At 69.9% G+C, this 13,774-nt stretch carries 13 protein-coding genes; 12 read left to right on the top strand and 1 reads right to left on the bottom strand.

Annotated features, from left to right (window positions below; genetic code table 11):
- Positions 1-43 precede the first annotated feature (43 nt).
- Complete coding sequence (locus PA27867_RS02090) at positions 44-1,231, top strand: ROK family transcriptional regulator (protein WP_066592538.1); 1,188 nt, start codon at positions 44-46, stop codon at positions 1,229-1,231.
- Here the strand turns inward: PA27867_RS02090 and PA27867_RS02095 are convergent.
- On the bottom strand, positions 1,223-2,149 hold the full coding sequence (locus tag PA27867_RS02095; protein WP_084020560.1) for a LysR substrate-binding domain-containing protein: 927 nt from the start codon (positions 2,147-2,149) through the stop codon (positions 1,223-1,225). The two genes, PA27867_RS02090 and PA27867_RS02095, sit on opposite strands and share 9 nt — an antisense overlap.
- Positions 2,150-2,251: 102 nt before the next feature.
- On the opposite strand from PA27867_RS02095, the gene PA27867_RS02100 reads away from it, so the two are divergent.
- From PA27867_RS02100 to PA27867_RS02145, 11 genes are all read left to right on the top strand, one after another.
- Complete coding sequence (locus PA27867_RS02100) at positions 2,252-2,740, top strand: GNAT family N-acetyltransferase (RefSeq protein ID WP_066598834.1); 489 nt, start codon at positions 2,252-2,254, stop codon at positions 2,738-2,740.
- A 183-nt stretch (positions 2,741-2,923) separates the two neighbouring features.
- Positions 2,924-4,201, top strand: coding sequence for a multidrug effflux MFS transporter (locus tag PA27867_RS02105; RefSeq protein WP_236900801.1), 1,278 nt, complete (start codon positions 2,924-2,926; stop codon positions 4,199-4,201).
- Positions 4,202-4,277: 76 nt separating this feature from the next.
- Positions 4,278-5,117, top strand: a complete 840-nt coding sequence (locus PA27867_RS02110; RefSeq protein ID WP_066592540.1) for an alpha/beta fold hydrolase — start codon at positions 4,278-4,280, stop codon at positions 5,115-5,117.
- Complete coding sequence (locus PA27867_RS02115) at positions 5,114-6,529, top strand: diguanylate cyclase (protein WP_066592544.1); 1,416 nt, start codon at positions 5,114-5,116, stop codon at positions 6,527-6,529. Before PA27867_RS02110 ends, PA27867_RS02115 begins: the two co-directional genes overlap by 4 nt.
- A 74-nt stretch (positions 6,530-6,603) precedes the next feature.
- Positions 6,604-7,365, top strand: a complete 762-nt coding sequence (locus tag PA27867_RS02120; protein WP_084020562.1) for a phosphatase PAP2 family protein — start codon at positions 6,604-6,606, stop codon at positions 7,363-7,365.
- Positions 7,366-7,402: 37 nt separating this feature from the next.
- Entirely contained in the window at positions 7,403-8,572 is a 1,170-nt protein-coding gene (locus PA27867_RS02125; RefSeq protein ID WP_157109081.1) for a hypothetical protein, read from the top strand.
- A gap of 37 nt (positions 8,573-8,609) precedes the next feature.
- Positions 8,610-9,842, top strand: coding sequence for a hypothetical protein (locus PA27867_RS02130; protein WP_066592549.1), 1,233 nt, complete (start codon positions 8,610-8,612; stop codon positions 9,840-9,842).
- 33 nt (positions 9,843-9,875) lie between these two features.
- Positions 9,876-11,153, top strand: coding sequence for a saccharopine dehydrogenase family protein (locus tag PA27867_RS02135; protein ID WP_066592552.1), 1,278 nt, complete (start codon positions 9,876-9,878; stop codon positions 11,151-11,153).
- A gap of 347 nt (positions 11,154-11,500) precedes the next feature.
- Positions 11,501-11,647 (top strand): hypothetical protein, encoded by a 147-nt coding sequence (locus tag PA27867_RS20495; protein WP_157109082.1) that lies wholly within the window; start codon positions 11,501-11,503, stop codon positions 11,645-11,647.
- Between the two features lie 146 nt (positions 11,648-11,793).
- A complete protein-coding gene (locus PA27867_RS02140; protein ID WP_066592554.1) occupies positions 11,794-12,231 on the top strand; it encodes a DUF805 domain-containing protein in 438 nt (145 codons plus the stop codon).
- 70 nt (positions 12,232-12,301) lie between these two features.
- Positions 12,302-13,675 (top strand): NAD(P)/FAD-dependent oxidoreductase, encoded by a 1,374-nt coding sequence (locus PA27867_RS02145; protein WP_066598839.1) that lies wholly within the window; start codon positions 12,302-12,304, stop codon positions 13,673-13,675.
- Positions 13,676-13,774 lie beyond the last annotated feature (99 nt).

Raw genomic sequence — 13,774 nt, forward strand, 5'->3', positions numbered from 1 at the left:
CGCCCGCGGGGCATCGACTGGGCACCAGTCAGACGGAGGAACCGTGCAGGGCAGCAGCCATGACGATGTGCGCCGACACAACCTGTCGGTGGTGCTGCGACTCGTGCACCGCAGCGGCGCCGCCTCCCGGTCGCAGCTCACCAAGGTGACCGGGCTCAACCGTTCCACCATCGCCGCCCTCGTGTCCGAACTGGCCGAGCGCGGACTCGTCGTCGAGAGCGAACCGAGCGCGACCAACCAGGTCGGCCGGCCCAGCCCCATCGTGAGCGTGAGCGAGCGGGTCGTGGCGCTCGCCGTGAACCCCGAGATCGACGCCGTGACGATCGGCATCGTGGGCCTGGACGGCCAGGTGCACCGCCGGGTGCGCTACCCCACCGACCAGTCCCCGAGCGTGCTCGAGGCCGTCAACATCGCCGCCGCCGTGATCGACGGCATGCGCGGCGAACTGGATGCCAAGTTCACCGTCGTGGGCATCGGCGTGGCCGTGCCCGGACTCGTGCGCGCGCACGACGGCCTGGTGCGGCACGCGCCGCACCTCGGCTGGGTCGACGAACCCCTGGCCGAGATGCTCGAGGCGGCCACCGGCTACCCGGTCCTGGCCGCCAACGACGCCAGCCTCGGCGCCATGGCCGAGCGCTTCTTCGGTGCCGGCAAGGGCATCACCGACCTCATCTACCTCAACGGCGGGGCCAGCGGCATCGGCGGCGGCATGATCGTGGGCGGAGCGCCCGCCGGAGGGATCGCCGGCTACGCGGGCGAGTTCGGCCACACCCGGGTCAGCGACAGCGACCGAGTCGACTCCGCGGGCATCCGCGGCACCCTCGAGGCCGAGGTGACCCGGCGCGAACTGCTCGAGGTGCTCGCCTTGGCCGGGGCGGATGCCGACGAGCTTGAGCAGGCGCTGCTGGCCTCCACGTCACCGGCCGTGCGCGCGGAGGTGGACCGCCAAATCGACCATCTCGCGGTGGCGCTGGCCGGGGCCATCAACATCTTGAACCCCCAGGTGGTGGTGCTCGGCGGTTTTCTCGCGGCGTTGCTGGCGGTGGATGCCGAACGGTTGCGTTCGGCCGTCGCCGCGCTGTCGCTCGGGGCCGCGTTCGGCAGCGTGCGGCTCAGTGCCGCCGAACTGGGCTCCAACCTGCTCATGATCGGTGCCGCCGAACTGGCCTTCGAGGGCCTGCTCGACGACCCGGCCGCACTGCCCACCGGGGTGGACGGCCCGTCAGTCTGACGCCGGCAGCGCCCCCGGCGTGAGGGTGGGGGTGAGCGACCCTGGCACCCGCAGGAAGTTCGTCAGGACCGCGCGGGCGTCGTCGGCGCGCCGCACCAGCTGCACCTCGCTGCGCGGATGCGTGCCGGCCAGCGGAAGGATGCGCACCCCGGCCGGCACGGTGAGGGTGGCACTGGCCGGGGCGATGCTCACACCCAGGCCCGCCCCGATCAGGTGCAGGATGGTGACCCAGGACGAGGCCTCCTGCACCACCCGGGGCTCGTACCCGGCCTGCCGGCACGGCTCGAGATTGCGCAGATAGGCCCGCTCGCCGGCGGCCCGTGGGTAGAACACGAACGGGTCGTCGCGCAGCAGCCCGGCGTCGAGCACCGCGTGACCGGCCGCCGGATGCTCGACCGGCACCACGGCGACGAACGGCTCGGTCGCCAGGGTGGTCGTGGTGAGCGCCGCGTCGGGCCCGGAATCGCGAACAACGCCCATGTCGATCTCCCGGGCCAGCAGCCGGTCCAGGATCAGCGAGGTGTAGCCCTCGTGAAGTTGCACGTGAACGGTGGGATAGAGCGAGCGGAAGGCGTGGATGCGTTCGGTGATGCCCAGGGGGATGGCCGAGGTGATGAAGCCGATATCGAGCCGCCCCTGCTGGCCCCGACCGATGCGGGAGGCCTCGTCGACGTCTGCGCTGACCTGGTCGAGGATCCGGCGGCTGCGCTCGAGGAAGGCCGTTCCGGCCTCGGTGAGGGCGACGCGGCGTGAGGTGCGGTCGAACAGCGGTGTGCCGATCAGCTCCTCCAACCGCCGCACCTGTTGGGAGAGCGGCGGTTGCGCCATGTGCAGGCGCTCCGCCGCCCTGCCGAAGTGGAGTTCCTCGGCCACCGCCACGAAGTAGCGCAGGTGTCTCAGCTCCAGGTTCGCCGTCATGCCCCGACCCTATCAAGACGCCAGAAGTCTGGAACGGCCCACATTTGATATTGGACGTCTGGATGCCTGCATCGGAAGATGGAGGAGAAGAAGGAGCAGATCATGACACCCACCCACCCGCTGTCACTCGTCATCGAGCCGATAAGCTCGGCCGAGGACGCGCAGGCGTTCCGGGAACTCAACGAAGAGTGGATCAGCCGGCTGTTCACCCTCGAGGAGGCCGACCGTGCCCAGCTGAACAACCCCGGCGCCCGCATCGTCGGCCCCGGCGGCACCGTGCTGATCGCCCGGCTGGGCGTCGAGAGGGTGGGTTGCGTCGCCCTGGTGCCCACCGGAAACGGCGTGTTCGAACTGTCCAAGATGGCGGTCAGACCGGCCCTGCGGGGCCACGGAGCCGGCCGTCAACTGATCCTGGCCGCTATCGACGCCGCCACAGGGCTCGGCGCCCGCTCCCTCTTCCTCGGCAGCAGCACCAAGCTGCCCAACGCCGTGCATCTTTACGAGTCGGTGGGGTTCACCCACGTGCCGGCCGACCGGATCGGCCCGATGCCCTACGCCCGGGCGGATGTGTTCATGGAACTGCCGCTCTGACGGGCCGCTGCCGGCACCGGGACCGTACCGGGATGGGCGGCAAATTGCAGGAAATCACGCATCCGCGCAATCTTTGCCCGGATGCCCCGGCGGGGGAATAGAACCGGGTCGGGCACGCTTTTCGCCATTGGGCCCGCGCGCCCACCCTCCCCACCGTACGATCCCGACCGAGGACTCTCTCACGTGACTACCGCCGTCATCCCCGTCATCACCGATGCACAGTTGCACTCGACCGCCCGGCACCCGGGTGACGCGCTCTCCCGGGGACAGCGCATCGTCTACATCATCATCCTGGGCGCGCTGACCGCGCTCGGCCCGTTCACGATCGACCTGTACCTGCCGGCGTTCCCCATCCTCGAAAGCGAACTCGGGGTCTCGGCCGCGGCTATCCAGCTCACCCTCACCGGAACCATGATCGGCTTCGGCTTCGGCCAGCTCATCGTCGGGCCGTGGAGCGACAAGATCGGCCGCCGGCTGCCGTTGCTGCTGGCCACCGGGTTCCACGTGCTGGCCTGCGTGGGTGCGGCCTTGTCCAGCGACATCGTCACGCTCGGGATCTTCCGGGTACTGCAGGGCTTCGGCGCCGCGGCCGGTGCCGTCGTGGCCATGGCCATGGTGCGCGACCTGTTCGGCGGCAAGCCGCTTGTGAAGATGCTCTCCCGGCTCGCCCTGGTCAGCGGGCTCGCGCCGGTGCTCGCGCCGGTGATCGGCTCGCAGCTGCTGCTCGTGATGCCCTGGCGTGGCATCTTCTGGGTGCTCGCCGGCTACGGCATCGTCGTCATGATCGCCGTCGCCATCTGGATCGTGGAAACCCTGCCCAAGGACCGCCGCACGGTTCCCGGCCACTCCAGCCTCGGCCAGCGCTACCGCGCGGTCCTGGGCGACCGCACCTTCGTGGGTGTCGCCATCATCGGCGCCATGACCTTCACCGGGCTGTTCTCCTACCTCTCCTCATCGCCGTTCCTGTTCCAGCAGGTCTACGACTTCAGCGCCCAGCAGTACGGCGTGCTCTTCGCGATCAACTCCCTCGGCATCGTCGTGGGGGTGCAGACCAGCTCCCGGCTGATGCACCGCTACAACGTGGGCCCGCAGAACATCCTGATCGGGGCCACGGCCGTGCTGGTGCTCACCTCGGCGGCCATCTTCACCCTCGACCTGCTGGGTGCCGGCCTGTGGGGCACGCTCATCCCGCTCTGGTTCTTCATCGCCGGCTGTGGATTCACCTTCCCCACAGTGCAGGTCATCGCCCTCAACTCGCACGGCAGCGAGGCCGGCACCGCCGCATCCCTCCTGGGCGCGGCCAACTTCGGTATCGCCGGCCTGATCTCCCCGGTCGTGGGCCTGCTCGGCGTGGGTACCGCCGTTCCGATGGCCTCGGTGATGGGCGTGTGCGCGATCATCTCCGTGCTGAGCCTGTGGCTGATCGTGCGCCCGCGCACGGTGGCTGCGCTGGGCCACTGACCTCACGAGCCACGCCCCGTCGCCACCGCACCGGGCCGTCACCGGAGCGACGCCTCGGTATGGAAGAATCTCGAACGTGACCTTCACTCAGCCCGCCGGTGCGAACCTCCCCGAGAGTGCAACGGTCGACGTGCTCACGCGCAACGGCGTCACGGTGCTGGGCGACCCGGCCGGGCAGCCCGTGGTCTTCGGACCCGGCTACGGCACCAGCCAGAACATGTGGCGCCTGGTGGCGCCGCAATTCGCGGACGAACGCCGGGTGGTGCGCTTCGACCACGTCGGCTCGGGTGACTCCGACGTCTCGGCCTACGACCGGCGCAAATACGATTCGCTGCGCGGCTACGCGGCCGACCTGCTCGAGATCCTGCGCGCTCTCGACCTGCATGATGTGGTGTTTGTGGGCCACTCGGTGAGCGCCATGATCGGCGCCCTGGCCGCCGTGGAGGAGCCGGAGCGTTTCGCCCGGCTGATCATGCTCGGGCCCTCACCGCGCTACCTCAACGACGAGGGCTACCTGGGCGGCTTCGAACGCGCCGACGTCGACGCTCTCCTCGACGCGCTCGAGGTCAACCACGTGAGCTGGGCGGCCGAGATGGCGCCGGCGCTGATGAAGAACGCCGACCGCCCCGAGCTGGCCGCGGAGCTGGCCGAGAGCATGGCCCGCACGAACACCATGGTCGCGCAGCACTTCGCCCGGGTCACCTTCCTCTCGGACTGGCGCCGGCTGCTCAAGAACATCACCACGCCCACGCTGATCCTGCAGTCCTCCGACGACCTGATCGCCCCGCTCGAGGTGGGCGCGTACCTGCACGAGCACATCGTCGGCAGCGAACTCGTGGTGCTCAACGCCGCCGGGCACTACGCGCACCTGTCCGATCCCGGCGAGATCGAGCGCCAGATCCGGCGCTTTCTGTGACTGATGCGGGTGGCCCGCCCGACGACGTCGCCCGCGCCCTCTTCCACCACGCTCCGGCCGGCCTGTTCGCCATGACGGCAGACGGGGTCATCCGCTCGGCCAACGACACATTCTGCGAGTGGACCGGCTACCCCCGTGAGGACGTGGTGGGCCGGTACTTCCTGGCCCTGCTCTCCCGCGGCAGCAAGCTCATCTTCGAGACCCGCTACATGCCGCTGCTGCAGACGCAGAGCCGGCTGAACGAGATGATGCTCACCCTCTCCACCAACGTCGGCGGCACCCGCAACGTGCTGGTCAGCTCGGTGCTGGACGACTCCGGCGCCGAGGCGCTGGTCTACGCTGCCGTCTTCGACGCCGGGATCCGGCTTAAGTACGAGCGCGACCTGTTGGAGGCCCGGCGCGCGGCCGAGACCGCCGTGGCCCGGGTGCGCATCCTGCAGGCCGCCGCGGCGGGCCTCGCGCCCGCATCCACCCTCGCCGCGTTCGGTTCGGCCTTACGGGTCTCGGCCGAGATGGCCACGGATGCCGCGCACGTCTCGGTGATCGTCACCGGCGCAGACGGCACCCTCGAGCTGGTCTCGGGGGCCCGGCCGCTCGCGGAAACCGTCGACCTGGCAGACCTGCTGCCCGTGGGCGCGGCGCTGGCCTCCGGCCTGCCGGTGCTGTGCCGGAGCGCCGCCGACATCGCGGAGAGTTTTCCCGGGCTGGCGGCCGCTCTCGATGCGGAGGGCGTCGAGGCGCTCTGCGTCGTGCCCATCATCGACAACGGCACCGTCAGCGGAGCCATCGCCTGCTGGTTCCAGCGGCAGCGGGTGCTCGACGAGAACCTGCTCGACCTGCTCGGTGCGCTGGCCACGCAGGCGGCGCCGGTGCTCGAACGCATCCACCTGCAGCACCAGATCGAGCACCAGTCCCTGCACGATTCCCTCACCGGCCTGCCCAACCGGCGTGCGCTGCAGAACCGGCTGCGGCGACTGCTCGGCGACGCGGAGCGCCACGGGCGAGCGGTCGCGGTACTGTTCCTCGACCTCGATGGTTTCAAGGCGATCAACGACGACTTCGGCCACGAGGCCGGCGACCAGGTGTTGGAGCAGGTCGCCCTGCGGCTCCGACGGGTGCTGCGGGAGGATGACACCCCGAGCCGGTTCGGCGGCGACGAGTTCGTGATCGCGTCGGACCGCATCGACCAGACGAGCGCGCTCGAGGTGGCCCAGCGCATCCGCCAAGCCGTGCGGGAACCGCTCGACGGCCTCGCGCAGGGCCAACGAGTCTCGGCCAGCATCGGCATCAGCGTTTACACCCCGGGCATCACCACCCCGCTGAGCCCGGACGACCTGATCGCCCTCGCCGACGAGGCCATGCTCACCTCCAAGCGGGCCGGCAAGGGCCGTGACACCCTGCTCACTGCCTGAGCCGGTGCACTCGGCCCGGCTGGTACCCCGCGGGTCCAAGCGGGTTCCCACCTGCGCCGATCTACGATTGCCTGATGGACCCCTCCCGATCAGACGAGACTGAGCCCACCAGACCCGATTCGCCCACCCCGGCCACGGCCGACGCCGCGGCGGATGCACCGTCCCGCCGCATCGCCCGCCGCTGGCCGCTGATCAGCGGGGCGATTGCCGTTCTCTTCGCCTTCCTACTCGGCGCCCTGATCCTCACCCGCGGCAGCGGGCGCCCGATCGAGGCCGATCTGGAGTGGATGGAAGAGATCCTCGAGCACCGGTCGCCGGTCTGGGAGGTGCCTGCCCTCGTGATGAACTTCCTCGGCGCGGGGATCGCCGGGGTGTTCGTGATCCCGATCGCGATCGTCGTGACCCTGTTCGTGCTGAGGCGCCCGTGGGCGGCGCTGTACTTCGTGCTCGCCACCGTCGCCAGCGCCGGCCTGGTGCAGCTGCTGAAGACCCTGTTCGGTCGGGCCCGCCCCGAAGACATGCTGGTCACCTCCGACTTCGGGTCGTTCCCATCCGGCCACGTGGCGAACGCGGCAACCATGGCCGTGCTGCTGGGCGTCATCTTCCCCCGGCTGTGGGTATGGATCGCCGGCGCGGTGTACACGGTGGCGATGATGGTCAGCCGCACCTATCTCGGCGCGCACTGGCTCACCGACACCATCGGTGGCCTGCTGCTCGGTGTGGGGGTGGCCGTGGTCTTGTGGGCGCCGCTGGCGGCCAAGCTCGACGGCGAGAATACTCTCGCCAGACGCCGGGCGGCAGGGTCGAATGCGTCAGGGCGCCCGGCGCCGCGATGACCCGCCGCGACCGTCGAGCATCCACCCGGTCCAACCGATGACCGAACCTTGCACCGATCCGTCCGACGAGTTCGACGACTCGCTCACCAATCCCTCGGGCATCTATGTCTTACGCGAACGGAACGTACCCGGCGGCCGCATGGAGGTCTCCGGGCACGCCACCTTCCAGGGCGTGCGGCTGCGAGTGCGCGGTGTCGGCCGGGACGGCCGGGTATCGGTCGCCGGTGACCTTCCGCTGTACGGGGTGTTCGGGCGCGAAGAAGACCCCCAGGTGGGAGTGGCGTTCGGCCGGGTGGACTTCGGGTGGCTGAGCCGGTTCTGGCTGACCCGCACGACCACCTTCGACCTGATCGACGAGACCACGCCGCAGCCCGGGCTGATGGCATCCATCGGCGGGCTGACGGTGGGCCTGGTCAACACCGACGGCACCGTCAGTAAGGCGGGGGTGCCTCAGCTGCAGCTGATCTGGCTGAGTACGGCCGAGCCTGAGGGCGAGGGCTGGGCACCGGATGGCTACGGCTTATTCACGAAGATCGTCGACCGGAGTCTCGTCTCGGTGGTGCGCCGGGTGGAGTGGACCGCGATCTGGCGGGATTTCACCGTGCAGATCGCCGCGATCCGTGACGGACGGGCGATGATCTTCGCCGGGGGAGGCGGGGAGCCACCGTTGAACGCACCAGAGGTCGTGCTGGGAGGAGGCCGTCGCAGCAACGGCTGGTCTGCCGTGGTGCCGTTGGCGCAGCTGAGTCTGCGCGGTTGGACCCTCACCGAGAGCCCGTTGGGCGTCGGAGTCGTGGACGCATGCGTGGGAACGTTGCGTGGCCGCACGGCGTCGATGGTTCGCGTGGCGGAGCCGCACGTGGCCGGCGAGGAGCGGGTGGCTGCCCCGGGCAGCGCCGTCGTCGTCGAGAAGAACCGGGGTGACACCGTGACCGACGAGTTCGTCCTGGTCGCGTCGTCCCAGCACTACTGGACGTGGCGGGTGACCGTCGACGAAAGCGAGGTGTCCGACCTCCGGCAGGTGACCGCCACCACCACCGTGAACGGGCTGACCCATCCCGTCCAGTGGCGTGATGACGGTGCGGGACTCGTGTACCTGAGTCACTCCACGGTGGACATCGCGGACACGACTCCCTTCATCTATACTGTGCAGCCCATCGATCGGAGTGCGCTGCCCGTCGACTCCAAGGTCTTGTCGCTCCACTAGCCCCAGCATCACCACCACCGACGATAGGGAACCTGACATGCCCGCATCCGCCGCCGCGCTGCCGGACCCCTTCGACGGTTCGCTGACGAACCCCGCCAGCGTGGAGGTGCTCCGAGCCCGGCCGATCCCGGGCGGCCACACTGAAGTCCGCGGTCACGCGACCTTCCGGGGAGTGCGCGTTGACGTCTACCTCGTGAATTATGACGGTCGGGTGTACATCGGCGGGGACCTGCCGAAGAAGGGCGTCTACCGCCGCGACGACGACCCCCGGCTGGAAGGGGTGACGGGAATGGTGGACTTCAGGGCGCTGGACCGGTTCTGGCTGACCCGCACAACGACCTACGACGTGATCGACGAGAGCACCCCGCAGCCCGGCGTCACGACCAGGGTCGACGGCCGGGACTTCGCCGTGGCCGACACCTGCGGCACCGTGAGCGAGGCCGGGGTGCCGCAGCTCCAGCTGATCTGGCCCGGTGCCGGCGAACCCACCGCCGACCTGGCGGGAGCCGACTGGACGCCTGACGACTACGGCGCGTTCACGGCGCTGGTGGACCGGAGTCGGGCCTCGGTGGTGCGGCAGGTGGCGTGGCAGGCAGTGTGGCGGGACTTCACGGTGACCGTTGCCGGCATCCGTGAGGGTCGGGCACTGGTCTATGTGGGCACAGGCGGAGTGCCGGAGTTCGACGTGCCCGAGATCACGATCGTCGAGGACAATCTGACCAGCGGCTGGTCGGCGCTGGTGCCGGTGGAGCAGCTGAGCCTGCAGTCGTGGACACGCGTGGACCGCCCACTGGGCTCCGGCACCATGGCCGGGTTCGTCGGCCGCGTGCGCGGTCGGTATGCGCTGGTCAGCCGGCCCGCCGTACCGCGCCCGAAGCCGGGGGAAGCCCCTGTCGCCGCTGCGGGCACGGGGTTCGTGGCCGACAAGGACCAGGGTGAGTCCGTGACCGACGATTTCTTCCTGTTTCCGCGCACCTCGGGACACGACTCGTACTGGGAGTGGCGTGCCCACCTCGACGCGAACGAGGTCACCGACCTCACGCAGGTGTCCGCGACCACCACCTGGCGAGGCGAGACCTACGCGGTCGAGGGCTGCAACGACGAGACGGCCCAGGTCTACCTCAATCGCAGCGCGGTGGACGTCCTCGAAACGACGCCGTTGGTGTATTCCGCGCGGAGGGTCGAACGATCTGAGCTGCCCGTGGCCCGAGTGCCATCCTGGCCATACGGGCCGGAGGGACCGCGCAAACGGATGTCGACCGCGTACTGACATTCCAGGCGGCGGCGCGCTAGCGTCAGGGGCATGAGAATTCTCCTCGTAGGTGCCGGTGGCGTCGGTGACGCCTTCGCGAAGATCGTTGCCCGCCGTTCGTTCTACGAGCACGTGGTGGTGAGTGACTACGACCTGAGCCGGGCGGAGCGCACCATCGAGGCGATCAAGGCCCGGCATGGCGCCGAGACCGCCGACCGGTTCACGGCGGCGCAGATCGACGCATCCGACCCGGAAGTGGTGGCCCGGGTCGCGCGCGAGCACGGTGCCAGCCACGTGATGAACGCCGTGGAGCCCAAGTTCGTGCAGAGCATCTTCGCGGGCGCGCTCGCCGCGGGCGCCGACTACCTCGACATGGCGATGAGCCTGAGCGAGCCGCATCCGACCGACCCGCACTCGAAGACCGGCATCAAGCTCGGTGACGACCAGTTCGAGCAGGCGCCCGATTGGGAGACCAGTGGAAGCCTGGCTCTCGTGGGGATGGGTGTGGAGCCCGGGCTCTCCGACGTTTTCGCCCGCTACGCCGCCGACCACCTGTTCAGTGAGATCGACGAGCTGGGCACCCGCGACGGCGCCAACCTGGTCGTGCGCGACGAGGCCGGCAACGAGATCTTCGCGCCGTCGTTCAGTATTTGGACCACCATCGAGGAGTGCCTGAATCCGCCGGTGATCTTCGAGAAGGATCGCGGCTGGTTCACGACGCCGCCGTTCAGCGAGCCGGAGGTGTTCGACTTCCCCGAGGGCATCGGCCCGGTGGAGTGCGTCAACGTGGAACACGAAGAGGTGCTGCTGATGCCGCGCTGGCTGGATGCGAAGCGGGTCACCTTCAAGTACGGGCTCGGCGAGGAGTTCATCGGGGTGCTGAAGACCCTGCACCTGCTTGGCCTGGACAGCGTCGACCCGGTGAAGGTGCGCACCGCGGACGGCCCGGCGATGGTCGCGCCCCGCGATGTGGTGGCGGCCAGCCTGCCCGACCCGGCCACGATCGGGCCGCGCATGACGGGCAAGACCTGCGCGGGCGTGTGGGTGACCGGTACCGGCACGGATGGCGCGCCGAGGGAGGTCTACCTGTATCACGTGAGCGACAACGAGTGGACGATGGCCGAGTACGACGCCCAGTGCGTGGTCTGGCAGACCGCGCTGAACCCGGCGATCGCGCTGGAGCTGCTCGCGACCGGCGTGTGGACCGGAACCGGGGTGCTCGGCCCGGAGGCCTTCGACGCCAAACCGTACCTCGACCTGATGGCCGCCCCCGAGCCCGCCGGCTACGGCCAGCCCTGGGGCCTCGAGGAGCGCACCCCCGCTGCCTGACGCTCTCTCGCGGGTGCTGGCTGCCGCGCATCCGCAGGCCGCCTGACGGGGTCTCGACAGGCTCGACCAGCGTGTTGGTTGCGCCCCGCACGTCGGTCGATCCAGTCGAGACCCGGTGGGCAGGTCTCGGGTTCGCGCCCCCACGGCGGTCGAGCCTGTCGAGACCGGGTGGGCCGGCTTTGGGTTCGTGCCCACGCGGTGGTCGAGCCTGTCGAGACCGGCTGACGCGCGGGTGTGTCGGTGCGGCGCGCGTTCGTCGGTCGTCTCGCGCGGTCTCGACCGGCTCGACCACTGTGCGCGACTGGCACGCACAGCCCGCTCCCGAGCCGCTTCGATAGAGTCGCCCCATGCATGACTACGACGACTACGACGGCCGCCCAGTGGGATTCATGGGCAAGCTCCGCGGGATGAAGGGGCTCACCTGGATCCTGATCCTGTCGTTGGTCGCCATCACCGTCGGTGCCACGACCCTGCTGTTCCTCTTCCAGAGCTAGGAGCCGCGCCGGAATCGCCGCACCGGATCGTGCCGCCCGCGCCGCGCCGCCGGACCGCGCCGCACCCGGACCGCTAACCTAAACGCGGGGGTGCAAGGCCTCCGTCGGCCTGCGCCGACTCACCAGAGCCGACGAAAGAGACCCCCATGCTGCCCCCCACCGCGGCCATCGCATCCGTTTTTCGCAAATACGCCGACTTCACCGGCCGCGCACAGCGCAGCGAGTACTGGTGGTTCGCCCTGCTGCTCTGGGTGGTGCTCGGGGGGCTCCAGCTCCTGCAGCTGATCCCGACCGGAACAACAAGCTACGGCTACACCTCGTACAACTTCTCGCTCGTCACGATGATCGTGGCCCCGCTCTTCGCGATCGGCGTGCTGCTGCCCAGCCTCGCGGTGCTCGTGCGGCGTCTGCACGACGCGAACTTCTCCGGCTGGTTCGTCTTCCTCGCCCTGATCCCGGGCGTGGGTGCGATCATCCTGTTCGTCTTCACGCTGCTGCCGAGCAACCCCGCGGGCGCCCGATTCGACGTCGCCCGGCTGCCGAAGGCGCCCGGTCTGTCATTCCAGGGATCCAACCTGGGCTGAGTGCTTCGCAACCCGGGCCCGGATGCGCCATGATCGCGATACGACGATCGACATGGGAAGCGGTGCGGGCATGATCAACGGGGACGTCTCCTTCTGGTGGAGCCAAGTCGGCCGTCCCGCTCCGCGCGCCCCGCTGCCCGGCTCCACTCGCGCCGACGTCTGCATCGTGGGCGCGGGCTACACCGGGCTGTGGGTCGCGTACTACGTCAAGAAGGCGGCGCCTCAGCTGCGCGTGGTCATCCTCGAGCAGCGGTTCGCCGGCTACGGCGCCTCCGGGCGCAACGGCGGCTGGCTCACCAACTCGGTCACCGGCGGGCGTGACCAGTACGTCCAGAGCCACGGCCGCGACGCCGCCAGCGCCTTCCAGCTGGCCATGAACGACACCGTCGACGAGGTCATCCGGGTGGCGGCGTTCGAGGGCATCGACGCCGACATCGTCAAGGGCGGCGAGTTCACCGTGGCCTACGACCGGCCGCAGCAGCGCCGGCTCGAGGCCGCGGTGCGCGCCGAGCAGGCCTGGCCGCACACGGATGTGGAGCTGCTGAGCGCCGAAGACGCCACCGCGCAGATCAACGTGGCCGGCAGCACCGGAGCCATGTGGCACCCGCACTGTGCGCGCATCCAGCCGGCCAAGCTCGTGGCCGGGCTCACCCGGGCGGTGCTGGCGCTCGGCGTGGAGATCTACGACGACACCCGGGTGACCGAGATCACCCCGCACGCCGCCCGCACCGCCCGAGGCACGGTGGAGGCCGAGTTCATCGTGCGCGCCACCGAGGGTTTCACCGCGGGCCTGGCCGGGCTGCACCGGGCCTGGCTGCCGATGAACTCGTCGCTGATCGTCACCGAACCGCTCGGTGCCGACGCATGGGCCGGCATCGGCTGGGCCAATCGTGCCACCCTGGGCGATATGGCGCACGCCTACATGTACGCGCAGCGCACCGCCGACGACCGCATCGCCATCGGCGGCCGCGGGGTGCCGTACCGGTTCGGGTCCAAGACCGACTCCGACGGGCACACCCCGGCGAGCACGGTCGAGGCGCTCCGCGGCATCCTGCACCGGTTCTTTCCGGGCACGACGGATGCCGCCATCGCGCACGCCTGGAGCGGCGTGCTGGGCGTGCCCCGCGACTGGGCCGCAACCGTGGGCCTCGACCGGCGAACCGGCCTCGCCTGGGCCGGCGGGTACGTGGGCACCGGGGTGGCGACCACCAACCTGGCCGGCCGCACCCTGACCGACCTGATCCTCGGCCGGGCGAGCACGCTCACGGAGCTGCCCTGGGTGAACCACCGGGTGCGCAACTGGGAGCCGGAGCCGCTGCGCTGGCTGGCCGTGACCGCCCTGTACCAGGCGTACACCCGCGCCGACCGCGCCGAGCTCACCCGCCGCGAGAGCACCTCGCCGCTGGCGACCCTCGCCGACCGCGTCTCCGGACGGGGCCACTAGGTCCACCCGTGGCCGGCGCGACGCACGTTTGTGAGGAAAAAGGCCGCAAATGAGGACCCGAGGCGCAATTCCATCCTTGCAATCTCACTTTTTCCTCTC

Origin of the sequence: Cryobacterium arcticum (assembly GCF_001679725.1) — a bacterium.
GTDB lineage: Bacteria > Actinomycetota > Actinomycetes > Actinomycetales > Microbacteriaceae > Cryobacterium > Cryobacterium arcticum_A.

What these genes read in the sequence shown, in the direction of transcription:
- PA27867_RS02095 (WP_084020560.1), bottom strand. Translation starts at nt 2,149, where the DNA reads ATGACGGCGAACCTGGAGCTGAGACACCTGCGCTACTTCGTGGCGGTG.
- PA27867_RS02100 (WP_066598834.1), top strand. Translation starts at nt 2,252, where the DNA reads ATGACACCCACCCACCCGCTGTCACTCGTCATCGAGCCGATAAGCTCG.
- PA27867_RS02120 (WP_084020562.1), top strand. Translation starts at nt 6,604, where the DNA reads ATGGACCCCTCCCGATCAGACGAGACTGAGCCCACCAGACCCGATTCG.
- PA27867_RS02125 (WP_157109081.1), top strand. Translation starts at nt 7,403, where the DNA reads ATGACCGAACCTTGCACCGATCCGTCCGACGAGTTCGACGACTCGCTC.
- PA27867_RS02130 (WP_066592549.1), top strand. Translation starts at nt 8,610, where the DNA reads ATGCCCGCATCCGCCGCCGCGCTGCCGGACCCCTTCGACGGTTCGCTG.
- PA27867_RS02135 (WP_066592552.1), top strand. Translation starts at nt 9,876, where the DNA reads ATGAGAATTCTCCTCGTAGGTGCCGGTGGCGTCGGTGACGCCTTCGCG.
- PA27867_RS20495 (WP_157109082.1), top strand. Translation starts at nt 11,501, where the DNA reads ATGCATGACTACGACGACTACGACGGCCGCCCAGTGGGATTCATGGGC.
- PA27867_RS02140 (WP_066592554.1), top strand. Translation starts at nt 11,794, where the DNA reads ATGCTGCCCCCCACCGCGGCCATCGCATCCGTTTTTCGCAAATACGCC.
- PA27867_RS02145 (WP_066598839.1), top strand. Translation starts at nt 12,302, where the DNA reads ATGATCAACGGGGACGTCTCCTTCTGGTGGAGCCAAGTCGGCCGTCCC.